This is a genomic window from Iodobacter sp. BJB302 (assembly GCF_002735645.1).
Classification (GTDB): domain Bacteria; phylum Pseudomonadota; class Gammaproteobacteria; order Burkholderiales; family Chitinibacteraceae; genus Iodobacter.
Genome location: NZ_PDZG01000019.1, coordinates 35382 through 60347 on the forward strand (window position 1 = coordinate 35382; position 24966 = coordinate 60347).

The following is a 24966-nucleotide window of genomic DNA, read 5'->3' on the forward strand; positions in this document are numbered from 1 at the left end:
TGTTGTCTTCCTGCTATTAAAGTGAATCACCCATAAATCGGCAACAATAAAAATAGCTTAATCAGAATCGCATTGGCAATATCAATAAAGAATGCGCCGACCATAGGCACAACTAAGAAAGCAATGTGGGATGGGCCGAAGCGTTCGGTTACGGCTTGCATATTGGCGATGGCGGTAGGTGTAGCGCCAAGACCAAAGCCGCAATTACCAGCAGCCAGCACCACGGCATCGTAGTTTTTACCCATCACGCGGAAGGTTACAAAGATGGCAAAGAGCGCCATCACGCTGGCTTGCAGCGCCAAAATGCCCAACATAGGCAGGGCTAATGAGCCTAACTCCCACAGGCGTAAGGTCATCAGGGCCATGGCTAAAAACAGCGAGAGGCTTACATTGCCCAGCACCGATACGCCGCGATCAAAGACTTGGTAAATACCCAGAGCCGATAAGCCATTTCTGAGTACCACGCCAATAAATAACACGCATACAAAGCCCGGCAATTCTAAGGCCGTGCCTTTTAAGACCGTGGCCAGCGCCGATCCGGCCATCAGGCTGATGGCAATCAGGGCAAGTGTTTCGATAAAAACCTGGGGAGTAATCAGGCGCACAGCGTGCGGCTGCTCAAAGGTTGTGGGCGTGTCGTCACTATTATGCTCAGCACCGGGGATGCTTACTTTTTTAACCAGGTAACGTGCCACTGGGCCACCGATCAGCCCGCCCATCACCAGGCCAAATGTGGCGCAAGCCATGGCCACTTCGGTGGCAGATGCCAGGCCGTATTTCTCGCCAAACACCGTGCTCCATGCTGCACCTGTGCCATGCCCGCCCGACATGGTGATTGATCCGCCCAACAAGCCAAGCAGCGGGCTGATGCCCATGGCGCTGGCTGCGGCAATCCCGACGATGTTTTGCATGATCAGCATGGAAACCACCACGCCAGTAAAGATGACCAGGGTGCGGCCGCCTTTTTTCAGGCTGGCCAGATCTGCGTTTAAACCAATGCTGGCAAAGAATGCGAGCATCAGCGGCGTTTGCATGCCGGTATCAAACTTTACTTCAGCACCAAAGCTCATCCGTCCAAGCAGCAATAAAACAGCAACCAGCAAGCCGCCAACCACAGGCTCCGGAATGCTGTAATTACGCAGCGGCGCAGACCATTCCACAATTTTGCGGCCTAATAATAAAACCAGCGATGCGGCGACCAGGGTGCCATAAAAATCGAGTTGAAGCATATTCATCCTTATTGTATTGATATATTCAATGACACTGCAATATTACATAAGAATATTTTGCCAATTTATTCAGATTGCGATTAAACAAGTCATCCTTATTAAATACAAGCGCGGAAAACCCGACTTAAATCTGCGAATTTGTCATAAAGGTAAAATAACCGTGGATAAATAATGCTATTGATCTTTTTTATGCAATCACCATGGTTGTGATCATTTTAATGATCCAAATAAAATATTTATATGGAATTTAATTCATATTTTCATCCACTCAAGCGCTGCCCAATTAATTGTGCACAATCAGCGCCACTACTTTCCGGTCTTCGGATGTCAGGATATTAAAGGTGCGGCACAGCGCGCCGGTATCCATCACATCCAGCCCGATATGCGCGGCGGCTAATGCACTATAGAGGCGCGGATGCGGAAAGCGAATGGTTTTGCCTGTGCCCAATAAAACCACCTCAGGCTTATAGGCCAGCACGGCGCTGAAATCCGCCTCGGTTAAATCATCAAAGCCAAGTGGCCGCCAGACATGGACTTCTGTCCCTGTAACCAGCACATTGCCCTGATATTGCTCGGTATTGACCCGCACAAAATCCTCACCATAGCCCGAGAACTGATTCAGATTTTCGACTGCGGTATGTTGTAATTTCATGATGATTTCCCAATTAAAGACCCCGTATTTTAACTTAAGCACTGATGAATAGGTTTTAGCAGCGCCTTTGTATTCATTTTTTTGTTTTCGTAATCACATTAAGTGCAGTACAGCGCAATCTTTCGTTAGAATATAAGGTCCTAGCCCATAAGCCGCTGCCATGACTACCATTCTTAAATCAAACAAATTACAAAATGTCTGTTACGAGATTCGTGGGCCTGTTCCTGAGCGAGCGCGTCAGATGGAAGAAGAAGGCCAGCGTATTATCAAGCTGAATATTGGCAATCTGGCCTCTTTTGGCTTTGATGCCCCCGAAGAAGTCGTGCAGGACATGATTCGCAACCTGCCTAATTCTGCAGGCTATGTTGATTCCAAAGGCCTGTTTCAGGCACGTAAAGCCGTCATGCATTACACCCAGTCTAAAAACATCAGTGATGTGACGGTAGACGATATTTATATTGGCAACGGCGCATCCGAGCTGATTGTGATGGCCATGCAGGGCCTGCTCAATGACGGCGATGAAGTGCTGGTGCCTATGCCGGATTATCCGCTCTGGACAGCCGCAGTCAGCCTGGCTGGCGGCACACCGCGCCATTACCTGTGCGATGAAGCCAATGAATGGTATCCGTCGCTGGAAGATATTCGCAGCAAGATCAGCGCCAAAACCAAAGCCATTGTGATTATCAACCCGAATAATCCAACGGGTGCTTTGTATCCTGATTCGCTACTGAAAGACATTATTCAAATTGCGCGTGAAAACAATCTGATTATTTATGCCGATGAAATCTACGACAAAGTGCTTTACGACGGCGTAACGCATACCTCGATTGCGTCCTTAGCCAATGATATTTTGTTTGTAACCTTTAACGGCTTATCCAAGAATTATCGCGCCTGTGGTTTCAGGGCGGGCTGGATGTTTGTATCCGGCAATAAGAAAATAGCCAAAGATTATATCGAGGGGCTCAATATCCTCGCTACCATGCGGCTCTGCGCCAATGTGCCGGCCCAATACGCCATTCAAACCGCGCTGGGCGGATATCAGAGTATTAATGATTTAGTAAAACCCACAGGCAGGCTCGCTAAGCAACGCGATCTGGCCTACAAGCTGCTCACGGAGATCCCGGGGGTAAGCTGTGTAAAACCAAGAGCAGCGCTCTATATGTTCCCCAAGCTTGATCCGGCTATTTACCCGATTAGCGATGATCAGCAGTTTATTTTAGAGCTGTTACAAGAAGAGAAAGTGCTGCTGGTACAAGGCACAGGCTTTAACTGGCAACAGCCTGATCACTTCCGCGTGGTGTTTTTGCCCAATGTCGATGATCTGACCGACGCGATTGCCCGTATTGCCCGCTTCTTAGAAAACTATCGAAAACGTCACGGTACAAATTAAACAAAGGACTAATAAATGAAACCCATCAATGTCGGTTTATGCGGTGTAGGCACCGTAGGCGGCGGAACAGTTACTGTTCTTAAGCGTAATGCAATCGAAATAACCCGCCGTGCAGGCCGGCCGATTGTAATTACCATGGCGGCCAACCGTGATCTGGTCCGTGCCCGTGAGCTCTGTGGTGAAGGCATCACCCTGACAGACGACGCCATGGATGTAGTGAACAACCCGGAAATCGACATTGTGGTTGAACTGATTGGCGGCACCACCATTGCCAAAGACCTGGTGCTGGCGGCCATTGCCAATGGCAAGCATGTGGTCACCGCCAATAAAAAACTGATCGCCGAGTACGGTAATGAGATTTTTGCCCGCGCCACCGAAAAAGGCGTGATGGTTTCATTTGAAGCCGCCGTAGCAGGCGGCATTCCGATTATTAAAGCGCTGCGTGAAGGCCTGACCGCCAATAAAATTGAATGGGTGGCCGGTATTATCAATGGCACATCCAACTTTATCCTTACCGAAATGCGCGATAAGGGCCTTGCCTTTGCCGATGTTTTAAAAGAAGCGCAACGCCTTGGCTACGCCGAAGCGGATCCTACTTTTGATATCGAAGGCCACGATGCCGCGCATAAGCTCACCATCATGAGCGCGATTGCCTTTGGTATTCCGGTGCAATTTGATAAGGCTTACCTGGAAGGCATCAGCAAGCTGGCCGCCATTGATATTCAGTACGCGCAAGAGCTGGGCTATCGCATCAAGCTGCTGGGCATGACCCGCCGCCGCGAGCAGGGCATTGAGCTGCGCGTTGCCCCAACGCTGATCCCTGCCAGCCGCCTGATTGCCAATGTAGATGGCGTGATGAATGCCATTCTGGTGAAGGGTGATGCCGTCGGCGCCACCATGTATTACGGCCCGGGCGCAGGTGCCGAGCCAACCGCTTCTTCCGTGATTGCCGATCTGGTGGATATCACCCGCCTGCATACCGCAGACCCGGAGCAGCGAGTGCCGCATCTGGCTTTCCAGCCATCGCAAATTGCCGATCTGCCGATTCTGCCTATCGACGAAATCGAAACCTGCTACTACCTGCGCATCAACACCGAAGACAAGCCTGGTGTGCTGGCCGATATCACGCGCCTCTTAGCCGACAACGGTATTTCGGTTGATGCCATGCTGCAGCGCCCGATTGCAGGTGAAGCGCGTGCCGATATCATCATCATCACGCATCTGGCGGTAGAAAAGCGTGTGAACACCGCCATCAAAGGCATCGAAGCCCTGCCAAGCATCACCGGCGCCGTTGTGCGCTTACGCCTTGAGCATTTAAACGGCTAACCATAGTTCTAAATCTAAAAGTTCTGTAGACACAGAAAACACGGGGAAAAGCAAAGGCGAGGAAAAGCTGAGAAAACTGTAGGTTGGGTTAGCAGCTTTATCGCGTAACCCAACATTCTTTTGCGCTTAAATGTTGGGTTACGCTAATTTGTGGCCCCAAGGCCGACAAATCAGCTAACCCAACCTACATGGGCGTAGGGATTAAATTGATAAGTTTCACCCGCCCCATGCAGCTCTAATCAACGCAAGTTTCATTTGGTTTTCCTCGTGCTTGCCCTTCTCCGTGTCTACAGACTTTAGGGTTTATTGAAAGGTCTAAAAATCATGCGCTATATCTCTACCCGCGGCGGTATGCCGCCTAAGTCATTTTCTGAAATCCTGCTCGGCGGTTTAGCGCCCGATGGCGGCCTGGTGATGCCTGAAGAGTGCCCGCGCCTGACGCAAGCCGATTTAGAACGCCTTGCTCCCCTGCCCTATGCCGAGCTGGCTTTTGAAGTGATCCGTCTGTTTGTGGACGATATCCCGGAAGCAGATCTAAAAGCACTGGTCAGCAAGACTTACACGGCAGAGGTGTTTGGCTCGGCCGACATCACTCCGATCAAAACGCTGGCCCCCAATTTGCATCTGCAACAGCTCTCTAATGGCCCGACGCTGGCTTTTAAAGATATGGCGATGCAACTGCTGGGCAATCTGTTTGAATACGTGCTGGCCAAAGAAGGTAAAGAAATCAATATCGTCGGCGCAACCTCAGGCGATACCGGCTCAGCGGCGGAATACGCCATGCGCGGCAAAAAGGGCGTGAATGTATTTATGCTCAGCCCAGCTGGCAAAATGAGCCCCTTCCAGCGCGCACAGATGTTTAGCCTGCAAGACGCCAATATCCACAATATCGCGGTAAAGAGCATGTTTGATGCCTGCCAGGATATGGTCAAAGCCATCAATAACGATGCCGCGTTTAAGCAGGATTACAAAATTGGCGCGGTGAATTCAATCAACTGGGGCCGCGTTGTCGCGCAGATTTGCTACTACTTCAAAGGCTATTTTGCCGTAGCCAAAACCGTGGGCGAGCCGGTGGATTTCTGCGTGCCATCGGGCAACTTTGGCAATATCTGTGCGGGCCATATGGCGCGGCAGATGGGCCTGCCGATTCGCCGCCTGATTGTAGCCACCAATGAAAACGATGTGCTGGACGAGTTTTTCAGCAGCGGCGGCTATCATCCACGCGGCCTTGACCGCACTTTCGAAACATCCAGCCCTTCGATGGACATCACCAAGGCTTCTAATCTGGAGCGCTTTGTATTCGATTTGCTGGGCCGTGATGCAGGCAAATTATCCGCTCTGTGGAAAGGCATCGATGCAGGCATAGGCTTTGATTTAAGCGCGGACGATTTTGCCAAAATGCGTGATGTATATGGCTTCAGATCCAGCCGCAGCACGCATCAGGATCGCCTCGATAATATCCGCAGCGTGTTTGAAACCTACGGCGTAGAAATCGACCCTCACACCGCCGATGGCTATAAAGCAGCTATTGAGCACAGAGATGCCAGCATCGCCATGGTGATTCTTGAAACCGCCCTGCCAGCCAAGTTTGAAGACACCATGCTGGAAGCCACCGGCCAGAAACCACAACGCCCGGCTGCCTTGCAAAACTTAGAAGATTTACCACAGCGCTTTGATGTGCTGGAAGCCGATGTTGCGGCGCTGAAGGCGTATTTGGTGGAAAGAATTAAAGCCTAACAAGCTGGCTATCTGGCGGTGTGCAAAGTGTTTGCTTGCACACCGCTCGCTTAGCCAGCATGGCAAAAGCGGCAGCCTTCCCCCATTTCCAGTGATTGAAGGCTTGATATTTGTTAGCTATCTAAGGAAGCACTGTGCCGCACTGGCCCATCATCTCAACCTCAAGACTCCAGCTGCGCCCGGCAACAATAGCTGATCTGCCAGCCATAGAAACAGGTCTTGCTGATCCCCGCTTTCCACCAGATCTGCCTCTTGCCCGCATGCAGCGCGAATCCACACTTGCAGCATGGCTGCAACGCATAACCGCCACCGCCCCACAGCTGTGGGCCATCACCGTAACTGGCAGCGATACCTGCATCGGCACGGTGGCGCTTATTGCCACACAAGCAGCAGAGACCTGCTGGCTTTCCTACTGGCTGACACCAAGCGAGTGGCATCAAGGTCTGGCACAAGAAGCCATTGGTGCTCTCCTTACCAGCACCGCCCAGCACTTGGCCTATAAGCATGTGATTGCGGGTGTAGCGCTAAACAACTTACCCAGCATCCGCCTTCTAGAACAACTTGAATTTGCGCAGGTGTCAACCAGCCAAACGGATTGGGCCATCCCTGAAGAGCACATCCTGCTGCAGCGCAGACTTAGTGCAAGCGTTGGACTTCGCACAGCACAGCAGCAATAAGGAAACCCAGCCTGTCGAGCTGATTAAGCAAGTTAACTCTATAAGTTCAAATTTAGTGCCTGCGGCACATTAATTTAGGAGCGGGTATCCCCCGCAGGGGACTCACTTTCTTGCTTCGCCAAGAAAGTAAGCAAAGAAGGCGACCCCACGAAGCACGAAGGCCCCTCATCTGCGGACAATCGAGCGGCGGCTGCGGAACTCGCTCGCAAGCTCGCTCAAACAGTCCTCGCCGAAACCCCGCCCGCTTGTTCCTCGCTTCGGCGTGCTTCAAGGGGATAATTAAGCCCCATGCGACAAATTTTGAAATAATTAGTAATTCAAATTGCTAACAATAAATAACAACAAATAAATAAAAAAACATACAGAAGAAGAAAAAAGTTAATTTTTCTTCTTAAATTTAATTCTAACTTTGGCTTTAGCTTTAGCAAATAATCAAACCCAATCAATCAATATTACAACGCATCGCACAGGGCTTAAATTTCCCCTTGAAACACGCCGAACGAGGAATAAGCAGCTCGGGGTTTAGGAAAAGGGGTAGCGAGGCAGCGAGCGCGCAGCCTTTTTCGCCGAGCTGCTTATCCGCAGAGAGGGGCTTTCGTGTTTCGTGGGGTCGCCTTCTTTGCTTACTTTCTTGGCGAAGCAAGAAAGTAAGTCCCATGCGGGGGATTCCCGCACCCAAATCACTGTGCCGAAGGCACTTAATAAAACAAAATCCGATGCAGAATTAACCCGCACCGGCTATATATTGGCACCATAGACGTTGGGCTTCGCTGCGCTCAACTCCAACCTACTAGAGTCCAGCCTACCAAACTTTTTTATTAGTGCCTGCTTGGCAATGGCCGACTTTTAAGTGCTGCCAAACTTGGCCACTCTGCTTCATTTTCAGGAAGTATGATCCTTCTACCATTGTAAGCTTCATATTCAGTCTCTTTCATTGAGGATGAAACCACTACTTTATAATCCTGGTTTATTCCCAATAAACCTAAGTCAAACAGGGTATGTATATCAGCCCTTAAAAGAATGCCATTTGTTACATGATTAGTCTTCGCTCCCATATATGGAATAATATGTGCAGCCTCAAGAATTGGTGAAAATAGAGTACCTGTTACCGCACAACTACATTTATAAGCCGTGAGTAGTTTTTTACGAAACTTTGGTTGGCCCCTACGAAGTGCAACAGCCCGTATTACCTTTTCCTTTGCTACAACTCCATCTTCAGACAAAAACTCAGCAAGATCAATTTCCAGATCCCCCTCTGATACAGGAACCGCTGTAGGATTAACTCCAAAGACAACCTCCTTCCATGCACCTTCAGATAGATTTGCTTCAATCAATATGCGCTTTGTTGGACTCCCACCTTTGGTTGTAGGATCTTCCTTTTTCTCTTGCTGAGCTTTAGATATTTTTCCACGTAAATCTTTTAAATCTTCAACTTTGAGAGAAATATCTAAATTACCATCAATTTCGATTATCCGATCTTCTGGCTTCCATATCTTGATTGCATTAGAAGAAACGATGTGAATACGAATCTTCTCTAGCCCACGATTCCGAAGCCGTAGCAATAACGCGTCAAGAGCCAAGAAATAATCCGTATTTCTTTCGCTTGGGGTTCCTATAGCCCCCCCCTTGACTCAATAACAAGACCGAATACTCCCTCAATTCCACAGATAGAAACTGATGAATTCAAAATTTCATTATTTTCTGAAATTACATTCATATATTCACACTTAATTAACCGGGGTTAGCAAATAAACTAGCTCAAACACTACCCTCACTGCTTCCCAGCCACCCCCAATAACTTATCCACCGTCACAAACTCATACCCCTGTTGTTTCAGCTTAGGGATAAAGGCATCCGCCGCGTTGATGGTGCGCTGGCGGGGGCCGCCGCCGTCGTGCATCAGCACAATGGCTTCGGGGTGGGCGTAATCGAGTACGGTTTTTTCAATCTCGCTGGGCTGGCCTTTTTTCCAGGCGACCAGCCAATCCCGTGTATCAATCGACCAGCTAATGGCATGCATTTTATTCTTTTGCAGGCTCAGCATTTCGGCATCGCTTAAATCGCCATAGGGTGGGCGAAATAGGGTCGGGGCAAAGCCCAGAATGCTTTGGAAGACTTTTTGTGTGGGGGCAAATTGCTGCTGGGTAAAGACTTCGGTGCTGATTTTGCTGGAATAAGGATGATCATAAGAATGATTGCCAATGGTGTGCCCAGCAGCAGCGGCGGCTTTCACAATCTCTGGGAACTGTTCGGCTTGTTTGCCCAGCCAAAAGAAAGTGGCGTGGATATTGTGCTTTTCGAGCACCTGTAATAATTCGCTGGTTTGCTCGGTGGGGCCATCATCAAAAGTTAGGGCGATTTGTTTGCGCTCGCCAGGACCAGCAATCCAGTATTGTCCAGGGAAAGCCGCAGCTTGGCGCTCCATTTCTTTCAGCGGCACCTGATCCCAACCATCCAAATAAGGAGTGCGGATTTTCTGCTCTGCTGCGCCTGCATTTAATACCGCCATAGCCATAACTCCAATGAGCAATGCATAATGTTTTTTCAAAATAACCACTCCTTATCCCATTAAGACAGATAAAAAAAAGCTCACTAATTACTTAGTGAGCTTTCCTTCAAAACAGCTAATTAAACGCGTTTTAGTGCAATACCCTGCGCATCAAACAGCAGGCAATTCTTTTCCGGGAATACCACATGGATATTGTCGCCAAATTTAATCACATCGGATTCGGCAGGCAATTTCATGCACAGAATTTCGCTGATGCCTTTCACCTGGATATAGGCCAATACGATATCACCTAAGTGCTCTACCAGATCAACACGGGCAGGCACCGAGTTTGCAGCTTCGGCAGTTGCCAGCTGCATATGCTCCGGGCGAATACCGATGGTGACTTTGTCGCCCACTTTGCATGGTGATGCATCCACAGCTGCGCGAATCTGAATGCCATCCGGCAGGCGAACGTGGGCAGAGCCTTTTTCGATGGCCACCAGATCAGCTTCAAGCAGATTCATCTTCGGCGAGCCAAGGAAGCCTGCTACGAAGAGGTTAGACGGGTTTTCGTACATTTCCAGCGGCGAGCCAACCTGCTGAATCACACCGGCGTTAAACACTACGATGCGGTCAGCCAGCGTCATCGCTTCCACCTGATCGTGGGTCACGTAGATCATGGTGGTTTTAAGGTCCTGATGCAGCTTGGACAGCTCAACGCGCATTTGCAGGCGCAGGGATGCATCCAGGTTAGACAAAGGCTCGTCAAACAGGAACACTTTTGGATTACGCACAATCGAGCGGCCAATCGCCACACGCTGACGCTGACCGCCAGACAATGCTTTGGGCTTACGATCCAGCAAATGCGTCATTTGCAGAATTTCGGCAGCGCCCTTAACACGCTGATCAATTTCTTCTTTTGGCGTACCTGCCAGCTTCAGCGCAAACGCCATATTGTCGTACACGCTCATATGCGGGTAGAGGGCGTAAGACTGGAATACCATGGCGATACCACGCTTGGAAGCGTGCAAATCGTTGGCAACCACATCGCCAATTTTTAACTCGCCTTCGGTGATGTCTTCAAGGCCGGCAATCATGCGCAGCAGAGTGGATTTACCGCAGCCCGACGGGCCAACGAAAACCACAAACTCGCCGTCTTTAATTTCTAAATCCACACCTTTAATAACGCATACATCTTTGGTGTAGTTTTTCTTGATTCTACTTAGCGTAACCGAAGCCATATCTCGATTCCTTGCGAACTCTATTTCTAAATGGGGGCCTGCAGGTGCAGGGTTATGTTGCCCCGCCGGGGCAACAAGCATCGCTTGTTTACTTCACCGCGCCATCCAGGCCACCAATAAAGTAACGCTGGGTAAAGGCAAAGAAAATCAATACAGGGATAACCGTCATCACGATCGCTGCCATCACCATGCTGTATGAAGTAGCAAACGGACCGGTGAGATCATTAAACACACCCACTGCCAGCGGTAATTTGTCTTTGGATGAGATCACAATCGAAGGCCAGAGGTAATCATTCCAGGCATTCACCAGTGAGAAAATCGCCAGTGATGCAATAGATGGGCCAGAAACCGGCACCATCACACGCCATAAGATTTGCATCTCTGTAGCGCCATCTACCCGTGCTGCATCAACCAGATCCTGAGGCACTGCTTCAAAAGCCTGCTTCATCAAAAAGATACCAAAGGCGGTAGACAGATTAGGAATAATCGCGCCCAGCTGGGTATCCAAGAGCCCCATGTGCTTCAGGGTAATAAAGTTAGGAATAATCGCGACTTCGGTCGGCATCATCATCGTGGCCAGAATCGACACAAAAATGAAGTTACGCCCAGGAAAGCGCAAACGGGCCAGCGGATAACCCGCCAGGATCGATAACACCACCACGCCTACAATCGTTTGCAAGGTCATCCAGGTGGAGTTTTTCATGTAAGTCATAAACGGCATTTCATCAAATACACGCTTAAACCACATCAGGCTGACATCGGTAGGCCAGAATGAGCGTGGGAAAAGCCAGGTATTAGAAGGATCAGCCGACAGCGCCACAGACAAAGCCCAGATAAAAGGGAATGTAGTGAAGATACCAAACCCGATCAGGCCAGCGTACTGGCCAGTCATTGCCAGCGCGGTTCGCAGTTGTTTACCCATTGCCATGATTTCTTATTCCTCGAATTATTTCTTTTCGCCGAAAAAGCGAAATTGAATGGCCGCAAGAATCATGCAGAAGAAGGTGACAACCAGCCCCGCCGCAGCGGCACGGCCAAAGTTGTAATTGCGGAACGCCTGATCGTATACATAGAACAGGGCCGTGTAGGTATCTGCCTGACCTTTAGTCAGCACCACCACTTCCTGGAGAATCTTCATCGCTGCAATGGTAGACATCAGGCTGCACAGCAGGATGGTTGGCTTCACCATCGGCACAGTGATTTTCCAGAAGCGCTGGAATGCGTTGGCACCATCCAGGATTGCGGCTTCTTCTACTTCCTTAGGGATGGCTTGCAAGCCGGCAAGGTAGAGCACCATAAACCAGCCGATACCGCGCCAGAAGGTAAACAACATCACGCCAAATAAGGCAATTGCAGGGTTACCCAGCCAATCAACCTGCCCTTCAGAGCCTTGTGGGATCAGATGCAGGGTTTGCAAAAACCAGGTGAGAATACCGTCGTATTTATATACGTTAACCCAAACCACACCGGCAATTGAAATCGCAGTAATTACAGGAATATAAAATGCCGCACGGAAGAATGTCATTCCGGGCAATTTATTATTCACTAATTTGGCCAGCAATAAAGCGCAAATCTGAATAACCGGCACAATCAGCAGAAAAATTAAGGAGTTTTTCAGCGCATTGTGAAATAACTCTTCTTTATAAATATATTTAAAGTGCTCGAAATTATTCCAAGTGGCGGCACCGTCTGCGATGCTGTAATCGTTAAACGCTAAATATGCGTTATACCCTACTGGCCAAAAGGTAAATATACCCATCAGAATAAGGGCCGGCGCCAAAAATAAATAGGCAATGCCTGTATAGCTGCTGGAGTTTTTCACGGCGCTACTCGACTGTAATTATAATAATTCGGGGAGAAAACGGAATTACCCAAGGGGGTAATTCCGTTCATTAACACACAGAACGGCTAATTATTTTTTACTTCTTTAGCTTTTCGTTCCATGCAGCTGCCGCTGTATTCAATGCATCTTTCACAGATTTACGGCCTTCAACTGCAGCTTGAATTTCTTCCTGCAGTTTTTTAGTCATCACTACTTCATCCGGCAATGTTCCAGGAGCCAGTGTCAGTGTACGTGCGTTATCCATTGATTTAGCAGCAACGGCACGTGCACGGTCCACTACGTCTGCGCTCTTGGCACCAGACTGGAAGTATGGATCCAGGTTTGCTTTCTTAGTAGAAGGCATGGTGGATTCAGTGGCTTTAGAGAAAGCCAGTTGCTGTTCGTCGTTAGTCAGGAACATACCCAGCTTAGCCGAAGCTGCCGGATCTTTTGTACCCTTAGGAATAACGAAGTCCATCATCCATGAGCCCAGGTTCAGCTTACCGGCATCCAGTGGGAATGGCGCAACTTCAGTTTTGTCGTAGATGGCTTTAGCGTCTGTTTCAGTACGCTTCAGGCCTTGAGCCGCAGTGGTCATCATGGCAATCTTGCCGCTGTTATAGGCAGCGATTTCTTGCTCAAATGCCATTTTGAATACATCTTTAGGCATTACACCGGCTTTGTACAAATCAGCAAAGGTTTGAACAAAAGCAATGTGCTTAGGCGAATTAAATACTGCCTTGCCATCTGTTACAACTGGCAAGCCAGCGTAGTAGAAGAAGCCAATCATATCGCTCATTTTAGGAGCGAAAGCAGCCTGGCCGGTTTTCGCTTTAATTTGCTTGCCCATGGCAACAAATTCAGCAAAAGACTTAGGCGCAGCTTTGATACCAGCTTTAGCAAAAATGTCTTTGTTGTAAGCAATGATTTGTGTGGAGTTGTACCAAGGGAAGGCAAACATCTGGCCTTTCACTTGTACATCTTTCACTGCATTGGTGGAGTAAGCCGCTTTAGCTGCACCCAGATATTGATCAACAGGCAAGATGAGGCCTTGCGCTGCAAACTCGTGTACCCAAGGCACATTGAAGTTAACCAGTGCAGGAGGATTGCCGGCAGCAATCGAAGCAGTCAGCTTAGGCTGAATCTGATCCCAGTTCATGTCTACCCATTTAGCTTTAAAGCCTGGGTTAGCTTCATTGAACTTCACAGTCGTTTGTTCGAAATAAGAATTAAACTTTGGAGCAAGATTCATTGTCCAGAATTCTAATTCTGTATCTGCAGCTTGTGCATTAACACCAGCAAATAATGCGGCGCCAACGATCAGCATTTTTTTGAGCTTCATCTTGTCTTTCCTCTTGGGTTTTTCGACAAATATTATATGGATTTAAATCCACACTTTTATATTACCGCATTTGATTAATTGCTATTCCAATTAATCTTACGGTTTTTTTATTCTTCCGGGTAATTTTAGCAACAAATTACCCGGAAGAATTTGATTCAAAACAGAATCAAATCAGATCATTATTTTTTTACAGTTGCAAACTTTTCATTCCAGAATGCAGCCGCTTCATCCAATGCGGCTTTAACTGGTTTGCGGCCAGTAATTGCTTCCTGAATTGCTTCATTTAATTTCTTATTCATTGACACATCATCAGGCAGGCCTGTTACGGTCAGCGTGCGTGAAGCTTTAATATGCGTTGCGGCTACTGCAGTGCCTTTTTCTACCGGATCTGCAGATTTGGCACCCGCCTGGAAGTAAGCATCATCCAGCGATTTATTGGTAGATGGGAATGTAGAAGACGCTTTAGCAAATACCAGCTGTGCATCATCGCTGGTCAGGTATTTACCCAGCTTCACTGCGGCATCTACGTTTTTAGCACCTGTTGGTACCGACCACATAAACAGGAAGCCGCCCAGAGGGGTTTTGCCACCCGCAATCGGGAAGCCCGCTACGCCTGTGGCGTCATAAACTTTAGGGGAATCAGTTTTAGTCCGTTTGATTGCATGTGCGCCATCGGTAAACATGGCCAGTTTTTGCGCGCCATAAGCTGCAATACGGTCTTCAAACTGCATCTTGAAAACATCTTTCGGGAAAGCACCCGCAGCATATGCTGTTTTAAATTGCTCAATATATTTCACATGAGCCGGGCTGTTAAATACCGCTTTATTATTTTTTACAACATCAAGACCTTCATACAAGAACCAGCCGGAAGTATCTTCATCAAGTTTTGGTGCAAAACCACTTACACCGGTTTTTAATTTGATCTGAGTGGCTACTTTCAATAAATCGCCAAATGTTTTTGGCTCTTCTTTAATACCTGCTTTTGCAAACAGATCTTTGTTATAAAACAGCACGCCTGTTACCTGATACCAAGGCAAACCGTAAATTTGCTTATCACTCACATAAGTTGCATCCTGGAGTGCACCTGTGGTGTAAACATTTTTAAAGCCTGCAACTTGCTTAGTAATAGGCTGAATCATTTTTGACTGAGCAAACTGATCCATCCAAGGCTTAGGCAAATTAACAAGACCAGGTACATTGCCGCTGGCTACAGCAGTAATGACTTTTTGCTGGAAAGCATCCCAACCCACATCAACCCACACTGCTTCTACATCATTTTGCGATGCATTGAACTTAGTGGTGAGCTCTTTCATGGTTGCGTCGTATTTTGGCGAAAGGCTGTTAGACCAATACTCGACTTTTACTTTTTCTGCTGCTAAGGCACTCATGGTGCTTGCTGAAAAAACCGCTACGGATACGGCTAAAATGAATTTCAATTTCATTACTGCATCTCCAAAGTAAAACGTTTGTACTGGCAAGACTGGCGCGGCAACCATAATGAAAATTTACGTTATGCGTCAATCAATTTAAAAAACCGGAAAAAGTGGCTCTGAGCGCGCTTTATCCTCTTGTCATCAGACGTTTCCCCAGCGGATCCTGCCTGCTGTCGGTTTAACGTCTTCGGCCAAAGTGGTATCAAGCTGGCGAATAGTAAACTGATTAAAAGTGGCTTGAAATAAGACTTTTCATCGATTAACCATTAAAAAAACACTCAAAACTGGACTTAGTGTTTTTACTTACGCGGACTCAGATTACAACAAATTAACGAGATGGTGAATAGCCAGTACAAAGGAGAAGTGGCATAAGGAGCAGATAAGCGGGGAGGCAGGTAAATGGTCCACAAAAAAAAAATGTAGGCAACAACGAATACAATTGACTGAAAACTACAAATTAAACACTTGGCAAAATAAATATAAGTTTATATAACAATCACTTACTTATTAAGCTCCACTACAAAATCGTAGTAATCATTGCGAAAATAGGAGTGAGTTAACTCAATTGCAGCTCCATTCTCCAGATAACCAATACGCGTTAAATGCAGCATAGCGTCACCCGGTGCTACATCAACTAATTCTGAAATAGCCTGAGTTGCATTGATTGCTGCGATGTTTTGTATCGCACGTACAACAGATAAACGTGCTCCGCGCATATAAGCATATAAGGAATCGCCCACTAAATTGGGGTCAGGCACAAAAGTAAAAGGCAGCGTGGTTTCTTCTAATGCCATCACCACATCATTGGCCATTCGCACCCGCTGCAAGCGGCTTACACGGCTGCTGGATGAAAGATTAAGCTTGAGTTGCTCTTCGGCATTGGCCAGCGCAACTTCGCGCTTTATCCAGCGCGAGCCCGGCGTAAAGCCGCGCTGAATCAGCATCTCGGATAAATTGGTCAGCTTATTTAATGGCTGCTCTAATTTGGGGGTGATATAGGTGCCTGCACCATGCCGCCGAATAATCAGCCCATCGGCCAGTAAAATATCCAGCGCTTTTCTGGCCGTTACGCGGGAAACGCCCAGGATTTCACATAAATTACGCTCTGATGGCAAAGGCTCATCAGCAAGCCAGAAACCCGCATGAATCGCCGCCGCCAGTTTGTGGCCCAGTTGTAAATAAAGAGGCGTTGCACTATCTGCATCAGGCCGGAGAACCAAAAGTTTTTGTTGCGGCAGCATGATCGCCTCTTTAAGTAAAATTAAGCTAAAGCTTGGTAAATCAGAATTAAAGCACCTGCGCAGGAATCTTTCTGCGGGTGCAGCGTGCTAGCAAGGAAATCTGCCGGAATATAAGGCCGCAGCGCTTCGGATAAGCCGCCACCGCAAATTGCTAATGGCAAATCGGCATGATGCGCGCGCAAAGCCAGACCAATCTGCTCAATTTCCCGGCCTGCTTCCTGCAAGAAAGCGCGAGCATACTCATCACTAGCGCCAAACTCCATCACAACAGGTGAGAGTGAAGCACATTCACCCTGCTTCATCTGGCCCATCCAGTTAAAAATCTCAGCTTTAGTCTGGCCGGTAATTGAGAGTAATTTACGGCCAAAATCAGTAACAGGGCGACGCCCGTCAATGATGCGCTGCACATGATTAATCGCTTTTAAGCCTAAAAATGCGCCGCTGCCTTCGTCTGAAGTTGGAAACCCCCAGCCGCCCACTTCAAGCCGCTGACCATCTGGCAACCATGCCTCACCAATCGAGCCCGTACCAATGGCAATAATCCCGCCATGCTGGCCATTGGTTGCACCCAGCAACGTAGAGAAGCCATCTGTCTCGACTACAATTTTGGCAAAGCCGGGGTTCTTTTGCTTAAATTCTTCCGCCCATGCCGGATTGTGCACACCCGACATCCCTAGGCCTACAGCACATTGTGCAAAATCCGGCTCATCAATTCCCAGCGCAGCAAAGCCCGCCTTAATGGCTTGACTAATATTAAGCCAAGCTTTATCAATACCCTGCCCTAAAGCCGATGCACCGCCATCGCTGCGTATTTTTTCGATACCATCCGGGCCTGCGATACAAATACGTGTGCCCGTGCCGCCGCCATCTACGCCGATTAAATATTGAATCTTGCTCATTTTGGGTCTCTTCATCTTGTTGTGGTTTTATTTTAATACCAATTAAAACAATAGGTAATACCAATTCAACACCGTACAAACCGTGAAAATCGCTTATTTTTCGCGAAAAAGAGCATAGAAACAGCAGATGTACCGTACCAATCTAGCCAGACCGATAAACCATGTCAATGGGATGACTCAGACATTCTGCTGTAAGTTATAAAAAATACCACCGTTTTGAAGAGCTTTTAGAGCATGAGTGCTTTGCCATAGCCCGTGCAAGCAGCGTAAAAAAGAGCACAAGTTTTCTTCTGTCCAAAAAAAATGCCCGCTTGATGCAGGCATTCGTTTTATTTTTTTACATGTAAACCACATTCTTTATTGGCCGGATCTTCCCACCACCAGCGGCCCGCTCTAACATCTTCCCCCATCGAAATTGCCCGCGTACAGGGCTCGCAGCCAATGGATGGGTAATGCTGGTCATGCAAAGCGTTGTAAGGCACATTGTTCGCTTTGATGTACGCCCAGACTTCTTTTTCTGTCCACTCGATCAGCGGGTTAAATTTCTCTAAGCCATTGCCGCTGTCAAATTCCTGATTGCCCAAATCAGTTCGTGTCGGGGATTGCTCACGACGCAGGCCCGTAACCCAAGCTTTTTTACCGGCCAATGCCCGCTTTAATGGCTCCAGCTTACGAATCTGGCAACAGGTTTTACGCAGCTCAACAGATTCATAAAAAGCATTGATGCCGTATTGATTCACAAAATTTTCAGTTGCAGCTGTTTGCGGAAAAAACACCCTGATAGGGTGGCTGGCATACTGCGCTGCCGTTTTTTGCATCAGGGCATAGGTTTGCGCCGGTAGACGCCCCGTATCAAGACTAAAGACCTCTATATCAGCCCCGGCTTTGGCAATTAAATCGGTAATCACCATATCTTCTGCGCCAAACGAATTGGCAAACACGGCAGGGCTGTATTCAGCAGCAATTTTGTGCAGAAGTGCAATCGTATCGGCCAGTTTTTCTTCGAAACTCATTTTCAAACCTCCATTTTACGGCACTTAAAAAACCAGTTTACTGCCAATCACGGCCAGCATCACCGCAAGGCAAGGGCGAAGCACCGCTTCAGGCACCCTGCCCGTCAGATGGCTGCCAAAATAAATACCCGGCAAAGAGCCCATCAACAGAAAGGATAACAAGTGCCAGTCAATATGGCCCAAACCCGCGTGCCCAAGGCCAGCCACCAGAGTAAGCGGCACGGCATGCGCAATTTCAGTACCCACAAGGCGCGAAGTAGGAATCAGCGGGTAGAGCAAAAATAAAGCGACAGTCCCCAGCGCACCAGCACCAATCGACGATAAAGTCACGATTGCGCCAAGCACCACGCCCACCAGTAAGGTCATTCCATTAAGCTTGGCTGGGGGTAAATGAAACCAGGATTTAGCATGCTTTTGCCCCCATTGCAGCAAAAGCGGCTTAAAAATAATGGCAATTGCAGTGAGTAAGAGCGCAACACCCAAAGCTTGCTTAATCAAAGCGTTGATGGCTTTCATATCTGTGTGCAGATATTTCAGCAAAAACAAAGTAGCCACAGCGGCTGGCACGCTGCCTGCGGCAAGCCAGCCGGTAATCTTCCAGTCGATATTTTTCTTTTTATGGTGTACAAAAATACCGCTGCCCTTGGTAATGGCCGCGTAAAGTAAATCTGTACCTACTGCAGTAGCAGGGCTGATTCCAAACCAAAGTAAAATTGGCGTCATCAGCGAGCCACCGCCCACCCCCGTCATGCCGACAATAAATCCCACCAGCAAGCCAGCGACAATATATCCGTATTCCATGATGTCGCCTGAAAACTAAATAGTTCGCAAGCATAGCAACTCGTTTTATAATTCTATAGACGAATATGTTAAGATTTTATACGAATGGGTTATGTAGGCATGATTTTGCTTTTTGTATGCGCCATCTGCGTACCACAAAGCTCGTTATGCTCGGGCGATGTTATTTTTGTGAAAGGATTTGCCATGAAGTTGCAACAGCTACGCTATCTGGTGGAAGTGGCCAAACAAGGCTTAAATGTTTCGGAAGCAGCCGAGAAACTCCACACCTCTCAACCTGGCATATCCAAACAGATTCGCCTTTTAGAAGACGAGCTGGGCGTACAAATTTTTATTCGCAACGGTAAACGCGTCGTCGACGTGACCGCACCCGGTAAAGAAATCCTGCGTATTTCTGAGCGCATGCTGATGCAGGCGCAAAACTTAAAACGTATCGGTGAAGACTTTATTAATGTAGAGGGCGGCAGCCTCACCATTGCCACCACGCACACCCAGGCACGCTACGCCCTGCCCGCCACCATCCATAATTTTATGCTGCGCTACCCAAAGGTGCGCCTGTCGATCAAGCAAGGCAGCCCCACACAGATCAGTGAAATGGTTGTAGAAGGCGCGGCCGATATCGCGATTGCCACCGAAGGGATTGATCATTATTCCGAGCTGGCCATGCTTGAATGCTATAACTGGAATCGCAGCATTGTTGTGCCTGTTGGCCACCCGCTGACCCGGCTCGATCACAAAATCACACTGGAAGAAGTTGCAGCGTGGCCTTTGATTACTTACGACTTTGCCTTTGCCGGCCGTAATAAAATCAACCAGGCCTTTGAAGCCCGTGACATCACCCCTAATGTGGTGCTCACCGCCATTGATTCTGACGTGATTAAAACCTATGTGGGTCTGGAATTAGGGATCGGCATTCTGGCCACGATGGCCTTTGAAGCAGACAGAGACCAGCAGCTGGTTGCAATTGATGCATCCCATCTCTTTGATGATTCCACTACCCGCATCGGGATACGTAAAGACGCCTATTTGCGCGGCTATGCCTATGACTTTATCGAGCTGTTTGCTCCGCACCTCAGCCGCAAAGTTGTACAGGCGGCCCTGATGTGCGATACCGAAGAGTAAGCGTTGCCGGGGCAAATGACCTTGCCCTGCAGCACGGCAACAAGCGCCCTTAGCTGCGAACCTCAGGGCGGTTCGCAGCACCGGCCATCATGGCGCAATCCATATCTGGCCTCGTTTTTTGCCTCAAAATCATCGCCATCACGCCTCCTTTATGCAGCCATTTAACTCACCCGAAAAATACGCCCTGCTCTGCGCGCTCTCTGATCTGGAATCAGGCTCGGCCCGGCAATGGTTTTTTCTGGAGCTGGCCGCGCTGGAAGACAAAGCGCCACGCACCCGGCGCGCCCTTTTCTGGCTTTTTTTACTTAAGTGGCTGGGCCCTGCACTGCTTGCCCCTGGCATGATCAGGCGGGGTGTCAGTGGCGCAGCGCTTTATCTGCCCGCCGCCCGGCAGCGATTCAATCTGATCAGGCAAAGCCTGAATGATGCATTGTTGCTGGGCTTAAGCCTGATCACCCTGCTTGCTGGCTTTAACCGCCTTACCGCTTCCATGCAGTTTTCCCTGTGGCTGCTGGCTATTACAGGTGCAGCATGGCAAATATGGCGCACCCGCATCACGCAGCCTGCAGAACCAGAAAACACCCTGCCCGGCGCGGAAGCCAGCCTTGGCCTTTACGGCATTTTAATAGCAAAAGAGCTGGAGCCCGCCCTGGCACAGAGCCTGATTAAAGGCTTACGCCAGGATATAAACACCCACCTGGCGCCTTTACTCAGCCATCTGCCCGAGCTGGCTCCCCCCGCCGAAAGCCGGCATGCAAAGGCCTTTAAAGCCTGCAGCTGGCTGCTGCCGCTTCTTCCATCGGCATGGCTGCTGGGCATGCTGCCAAACGCATGGGGCTGGCTGGTTTGCTGCCTGCTGCAAATCGCCCTCTCCTGCCTGATCAACCGGCAACGGCAAACCCCGGCTCTGCTTGCACTGACCGGCCTGTGCATCTACGCCTTAGCCAGGCTGGCACACTGGCTGTAGCCCGCTGATCCGCATTCTTAATCTTTTTACTTGCATTGCATCTGCATTTGGCGTTTAATTTCTCTTAAGACAGAAATAAAGGAAATAACATGCAGCTCAGCCCGACTATGGAGAAATACATCGTTCACTGGGGCGAGATGGGGACGAAATGGGGGGTGAACCGCAGCGTGGCGCAAATTCACGCGCTGTTGTTTCTGGTAAATCAGCCCTTAACCGCCGAAGAAATCAGCGACACGCTCAATTTAGTACGATCCAACGTCAGCAACAGCCTGAAAGAACTGCAAAGCTGGGGCCTCATCAAAAAAGTGCAGCTGCTGCTGGGTGACCGGCGTGATTACTATATTGCCCTGCAGGATGTATGGGAAATCTTCCGTGTAATCACCGAAGAGCGCAAAAAACGCGAGCTGGATCCCACCCTTACTGTGCTGCGCCAATGCGCTATTGAAGCCGAAACCGATACCCAGATTGAAGCCGCCACCCGCGTCAAAATGGATCAGGTGCTGGAGTTTTTAGAAGTGCTGCTGCATGGCTACGACGATTTTAAAAATCTGCCACCCAGCGTATTGCTCAAGCTGTTAAAAATGGGTGGAAAAATAGGCCAGCTGGCCGCGATGTTTGGTAAAGATGAAGAGAAGTAACTGGCGTGCCGGTCAATAAAGCGCCAGCTGTTTAAGCATTCAGGGTGGGCACGGCTCCCAGGCAAACAGAGCACTAAAGAGCATAAAAACTTGCCCACCCTGGCCTCAATCACCGATGAATCAGGAGCCGCACCATGCCACGCTACGATATATTTTATGATCACGCCTGTCCGATGTGCCGTTTTGAAATGCTCAGGCTTAAACAACGTGATATCCATCAGTGCTTTACCCTGATTGATATCAGCTCAGCCAATTTTGACACCAGCAGTGCGGCTGCCAGCTTGCCAAAGATGCAAGCTTTATTGCATATCCGCCGGGATGACGGGCAGATTTTAACCGGCATCGATGCCATTACCGCGCTCTACCAGGCAATAGGCCGCGATTGGTGGACGGGGCCTTTAAAATGGCAGGCAACACGCGGGATATCTGCCTGGATTTACTCACGCATCGCCCGCCATCGTTACCGTATCAGCGTTTTCCTGGGTTTTACTGCGAAGTGCGATAGCAAAACCTGCCAGATTTAAACATTTACCTGTCAATTTCTCTAATTACAGAAATAAAGGAATTAAAATGTCTGCCATTAGCTACTTTATTGCCATTCTTGCACTCAGCCTGCTCAGCAGCGCACTTTTAATCAGCTGGCAACAACGCGCCCTTGGCCCGCTGCTGGAAGAAAGCTGCCCCGGCAGTGGCGCGCATTACTGGCGTCACACGCTGGCCGCACTGCAATTGCTCATCCCCATGTTATTGGTACTGTGCTTTGCCAGCCAACAGAGTGGCGATTTGGTGAATGAATTGCGGATGGCGATTGTGTGGCTGCTGCTTGGGCATTTACTGGCCATCCTGGCGATTGCCAGAATGGTCTGGAAACGGTTGGTAGCCTGACGGCCTTAAGCGTCCGTAGCGAGGAAATGTCCGGTTTGAGACAGATTTTGATGGTTTTTGAGGCGAATAGCTGGCTATTTAACGAAAAAACCATCGAAATATGGCCAAATCCGGCGTTTCCGCAGTAAGACAGCCTTAAGTCCGACAGGTTACTAATTCCACAGCAAGCCGTGCCGGAGCTTTAATCATGAATATCTTATTACTCGGCAATGGCCTCATTGGCAGCCACTTGAGAGATGCCCTGCTGATACGGGGGCATCAGATTCGCTTACTCAGCCGCCGTGCAGAGGCCCACCCTGAATGCGAAGTGATACAGGGCGATTTTGCGGCGCTGCAAAACGCGGCAGACTGGCTGCCGCTCCTGGATGGCATCGATACTGTCATTAACACTGTGGGGATTTTTGCTGAGTCGCCTAGGCAATCATTTACCACCTTGCATTGTTCAGCACCACAGGCGCTCTTTGCTGCCTGTGAGGCCGGCAAGGTTAAAAAAGTGATTCATCTGTCTGCACTGGGTGCCGCTGCCGATGCGCCAACCGCCTACTGGCGCAGCAAGGGGCTGGGAGATGCGGCCTTGATGCAATCAAAACTGAACTGGACCATCGTTCGCCCCTCGCTGATTTATGCGCCAGATGGTGTTAGCAGCCGTGCTTTTTGCAGCATAGCCAGCCTGCCCCTGCTGCCCGATTTACAAGGCGTGGGTGAAATGCAGCCTGTGCATCTGCACGATGTGCTGGCACTGCTGATCAGGGTGGCCGAGCAGCCCACAGCGCAGCAGCAAATCATCAATGCCGTTGGGCCACAGGCAATGCCGCTTACCACCTGGTGGCAGCAGCTCAGGCAAGGCATGGGTATGGCGCGTGCAATCACCCTGCCTGTTGCTGCTTGCTTACAAAGTATTGCGGCTAAAACCGCCATGCTGCCGCTGTTTCAGCCCGATAGCCTGATCATGCTGCGGGCCGGTAATTGCAGTGATGCCGCCCCTTTTGCCGCGATCTTAGGCCGCAGCCCGCAAGCCGCAGCGCCGGTAAGTGGCAGCGCCAGAGATGCCTTACTCGGCTGGCTGCTACCGCTGCTTAAATTATCCATGGCGCTGGTTTGGCTGGGCACGGCGGCGGTGTGCTTATGGGTATGGCCAAGGGCAGACAGCTACCAGCTGCTGGCAGAGGTTGGCATCCCCGGCGCATGGCAGCCGCTGCTTTTTTACGGATCGGTAGCGATGGACAGCGTGTTTGGATTGCTGTGCCTGCTGGATTTGCTGGGTGTGCAAACTCGAAGCTGGCGGCTGCAATGGCTGCTGGTATTGGCTTACAGCATCATCATCGCCATCAGGCTGCCGCAGTTTTTATGGCACCCCTTTGGCCCGCTGCTTAAAAACATCCCCATCATGGCGCTGCTGCTGATGCTGGATCTGCTTTCACCTAGTAAGCGATGTTACGCAGCAAAACCCAAATCTTGAACCCGCGATGCCACAGAGAACACGGAGTTTCACGGAGAAAACCGAGGGTTTAAATCGAAATAAAAAAATACTTAAGCAGCATCACAAGTGTTTTCTCCACCGAATTTTACAAAATATATTAATAAGGCAAAGCAAAATGGACTACTACCTGACTTTCAAGCTGCTGCATATCTTGTCCGCCACGCTGATGTTTGGCACCGGCCTTGGCACGGCGTTTTATATGTTTGTGACTAATCGCAGCGGCAATGTGCAGGCCATTAGCGTGGTCACTCGCTGGGTTGCAAAAGCAGACTGGTGGTTTACTACGCCATCGGTGATTTTCCAGCCCATCTCGGGGTTACTGATGGCGCACTGGCTGGGCTATCCACTGACTGCCAACTGGCTGTGGATTTCGATGTCGCTTTACGCCCTCACCGGCGCCTGCTGGCTGCCCGTAGTGTGGATACAACTCAAAATGCGCGATATGGCGCAAATCGCCGCCAGGGAAAATACCGAATTACCTGCCAAATACTGGCGTTATGAGCGAATCTGGACAGCTCTTGGTTTCCCCGCATTTATCAGCCTGATCGTGGTGTATTGGCTGATGGTGAACAAACCTTTTTGATCG

Annotated in this window: 24 protein-coding genes; 11 read left to right on the forward strand and 13 right to left on the reverse strand. The window is 49.2% G+C overall.

Annotated elements, in window-relative coordinates:
- Positions 1 to 26 precede the first annotated feature (26 nt).
- Positions 27 to 1229 carry a sodium/glutamate symporter gene (gene gltS, locus CSQ88_RS08375; protein WP_099397654.1) on the reverse strand — a complete coding sequence of 401 codons (1203 nt, stop codon included), beginning with the start codon at positions 1227 to 1229 and terminating at the stop codon, positions 27 to 29.
- Positions 1230 to 1512: 283 nt separating this feature from the next.
- Positions 1513 to 1881: an Mth938-like domain-containing protein gene (locus CSQ88_RS08380; RefSeq protein ID WP_099397682.1), complete on the reverse strand. Its 369-nt coding sequence runs from the start codon at positions 1879 to 1881 to the stop codon at positions 1513 to 1515.
- Between the two features lie 160 nt (positions 1882 to 2041).
- Here CSQ88_RS08380 and CSQ88_RS08385 point away from each other — a divergent pair, with 160 nt between their 5' ends.
- The 4 genes from CSQ88_RS08385 (at position 2042) to CSQ88_RS08400 (ending at position 7011) form a co-directional block, all read left to right on the forward strand.
- A complete protein-coding gene (locus CSQ88_RS08385; protein WP_099397655.1) occupies positions 2042 to 3271 on the forward strand; it encodes a pyridoxal phosphate-dependent aminotransferase in 1230 nt (409 codons plus the stop codon).
- Positions 3272 to 3286: 15 nt separating this feature from the next.
- Positions 3287 to 4597: a homoserine dehydrogenase gene (locus tag CSQ88_RS08390; protein ID WP_099397656.1), complete on the forward strand. Its 1311-nt coding sequence runs from the start codon at positions 3287 to 3289 to the stop codon at positions 4595 to 4597.
- A gap of 324 nt (positions 4598 to 4921) precedes the next feature.
- A complete protein-coding gene (gene thrC / locus CSQ88_RS08395; protein ID WP_099397657.1) occupies positions 4922 to 6334 on the forward strand; it encodes a threonine synthase in 1413 nt (470 codons plus the stop codon).
- Positions 6335 to 6468: 134 nt separating this feature from the next.
- Positions 6469 to 7011 (forward strand): GNAT family N-acetyltransferase, encoded by a 543-nt coding sequence (locus CSQ88_RS08400; RefSeq protein ID WP_099397658.1) that lies wholly within the window; start codon positions 6469 to 6471, stop codon positions 7009 to 7011.
- 818 nt (positions 7012 to 7829) lie between these two features.
- Here CSQ88_RS08400 and CSQ88_RS08405 read toward each other — a convergent pair.
- From CSQ88_RS08405 to CSQ88_RS08455, 11 genes are all read right to left on the reverse strand, one after another.
- Positions 7830 to 8591 carry an HNH endonuclease gene (locus tag CSQ88_RS08405; protein WP_180273592.1) on the reverse strand — a complete coding sequence of 254 codons (762 nt, stop codon included), beginning with the start codon at positions 8589 to 8591 and terminating at the stop codon, positions 7830 to 7832.
- A 191-nt stretch (positions 8592 to 8782) separates the two neighbouring features.
- Positions 8783 to 9520 (reverse strand): polysaccharide deacetylase family protein, encoded by a 738-nt coding sequence (locus CSQ88_RS08410; RefSeq protein ID WP_180273593.1) that lies wholly within the window; start codon positions 9518 to 9520, stop codon positions 8783 to 8785.
- 119 nt (positions 9521 to 9639) lie between these two features.
- On the reverse strand, positions 9640 to 10740 hold the full coding sequence (locus tag CSQ88_RS08415; protein ID WP_099397661.1) for an ABC transporter ATP-binding protein: 1101 nt from the start codon (positions 10738 to 10740) through the stop codon (positions 9640 to 9642).
- Positions 10741 to 10828: 88 nt separating this feature from the next.
- Positions 10829 to 11668: a carbohydrate ABC transporter permease gene (locus CSQ88_RS08420; protein ID WP_240928939.1), complete on the reverse strand. Its 840-nt coding sequence runs from the start codon at positions 11666 to 11668 to the stop codon at positions 10829 to 10831.
- An 18-nt stretch (positions 11669 to 11686) separates the two neighbouring features.
- A complete protein-coding gene (locus tag CSQ88_RS08425; RefSeq protein WP_257212529.1) occupies positions 11687 to 12562 on the reverse strand; it encodes a carbohydrate ABC transporter permease in 876 nt (291 codons plus the stop codon).
- 97 nt (positions 12563 to 12659) lie between these two features.
- The gene (locus tag CSQ88_RS08430) at positions 12660 to 13904 is read right to left on the reverse strand and encodes an ABC transporter substrate-binding protein (RefSeq protein ID WP_099397662.1); all 1245 of its coding nucleotides are present in this window, start codon (positions 13902 to 13904) and stop codon (positions 12660 to 12662) included.
- A gap of 179 nt (positions 13905 to 14083) precedes the next feature.
- Positions 14084 to 15346 carry an ABC transporter substrate-binding protein gene (locus CSQ88_RS08435; protein ID WP_099397663.1) on the reverse strand — a complete coding sequence of 421 codons (1263 nt, stop codon included), beginning with the start codon at positions 15344 to 15346 and terminating at the stop codon, positions 14084 to 14086.
- 491 nt (positions 15347 to 15837) lie between these two features.
- Positions 15838 to 16578 carry a GntR family transcriptional regulator gene (locus CSQ88_RS08440; RefSeq protein WP_099397664.1) on the reverse strand — a complete coding sequence of 247 codons (741 nt, stop codon included), beginning with the start codon at positions 16576 to 16578 and terminating at the stop codon, positions 15838 to 15840.
- Between the two features lie 20 nt (positions 16579 to 16598).
- The gene (locus CSQ88_RS08445) at positions 16599 to 17477 is read right to left on the reverse strand and encodes a BadF/BadG/BcrA/BcrD ATPase family protein (RefSeq protein WP_099397665.1); all 879 of its coding nucleotides are present in this window, start codon (positions 17475 to 17477) and stop codon (positions 16599 to 16601) included.
- Positions 17478 to 17806: 329 nt separating this feature from the next.
- Entirely contained in the window at positions 17807 to 18490 is a 684-nt protein-coding gene (locus tag CSQ88_RS08450) for a phosphoadenylyl-sulfate reductase (RefSeq protein ID WP_099397666.1), read from the reverse strand.
- Between the two features lie 24 nt (positions 18491 to 18514).
- Positions 18515 to 19291: a sulfite exporter TauE/SafE family protein gene (locus tag CSQ88_RS08455; protein ID WP_099397667.1), complete on the reverse strand. Its 777-nt coding sequence runs from the start codon at positions 19289 to 19291 to the stop codon at positions 18515 to 18517.
- Positions 19292 to 19474: 183 nt separating this feature from the next.
- Between CSQ88_RS08455 and cysB the strand changes: the two genes are divergently transcribed.
- The 7 genes from cysB to CSQ88_RS08490 all read left to right on the forward strand — a co-directional run bounded on the left by cysB (position 19475) and on the right by CSQ88_RS08490 (position 24963).
- On the forward strand, positions 19475 to 20410 hold the full coding sequence (cysB, locus tag CSQ88_RS08460; protein ID WP_099397685.1) for an HTH-type transcriptional regulator CysB: 936 nt from the start codon (positions 19475 to 19477) through the stop codon (positions 20408 to 20410).
- Positions 20411 to 20561: 151 nt separating this feature from the next.
- Positions 20562 to 21377: a hypothetical protein gene (locus CSQ88_RS08465; RefSeq protein WP_099397668.1), complete on the forward strand. Its 816-nt coding sequence runs from the start codon at positions 20562 to 20564 to the stop codon at positions 21375 to 21377.
- 89 nt (positions 21378 to 21466) lie between these two features.
- Positions 21467 to 22015, forward strand: coding sequence for a GbsR/MarR family transcriptional regulator (locus CSQ88_RS08470; protein ID WP_099397669.1), 549 nt, complete (start codon positions 21467 to 21469; stop codon positions 22013 to 22015).
- 134 nt (positions 22016 to 22149) lie between these two features.
- Positions 22150 to 22539 (forward strand): thiol-disulfide oxidoreductase DCC family protein, encoded by a 390-nt coding sequence (locus CSQ88_RS08475; RefSeq protein ID WP_099397670.1) that lies wholly within the window; start codon positions 22150 to 22152, stop codon positions 22537 to 22539.
- Between the two features lie 46 nt (positions 22540 to 22585).
- Positions 22586 to 22900, forward strand: a complete 315-nt coding sequence (locus tag CSQ88_RS08480; RefSeq protein ID WP_099397671.1) for a hypothetical protein — start codon at positions 22586 to 22588, stop codon at positions 22898 to 22900.
- A 187-nt stretch (positions 22901 to 23087) separates the two neighbouring features.
- Complete coding sequence (locus CSQ88_RS08485; protein WP_099397672.1) at positions 23088 to 24359, forward strand: SDR family oxidoreductase; 1272 nt, start codon at positions 23088 to 23090, stop codon at positions 24357 to 24359.
- 136 nt (positions 24360 to 24495) lie between these two features.
- Positions 24496 to 24963 (forward strand): DUF2269 domain-containing protein, encoded by a 468-nt coding sequence (locus tag CSQ88_RS08490; protein WP_099397673.1) that lies wholly within the window; start codon positions 24496 to 24498, stop codon positions 24961 to 24963.
- Positions 24964 to 24966: the final 3 nt, after the last annotated feature.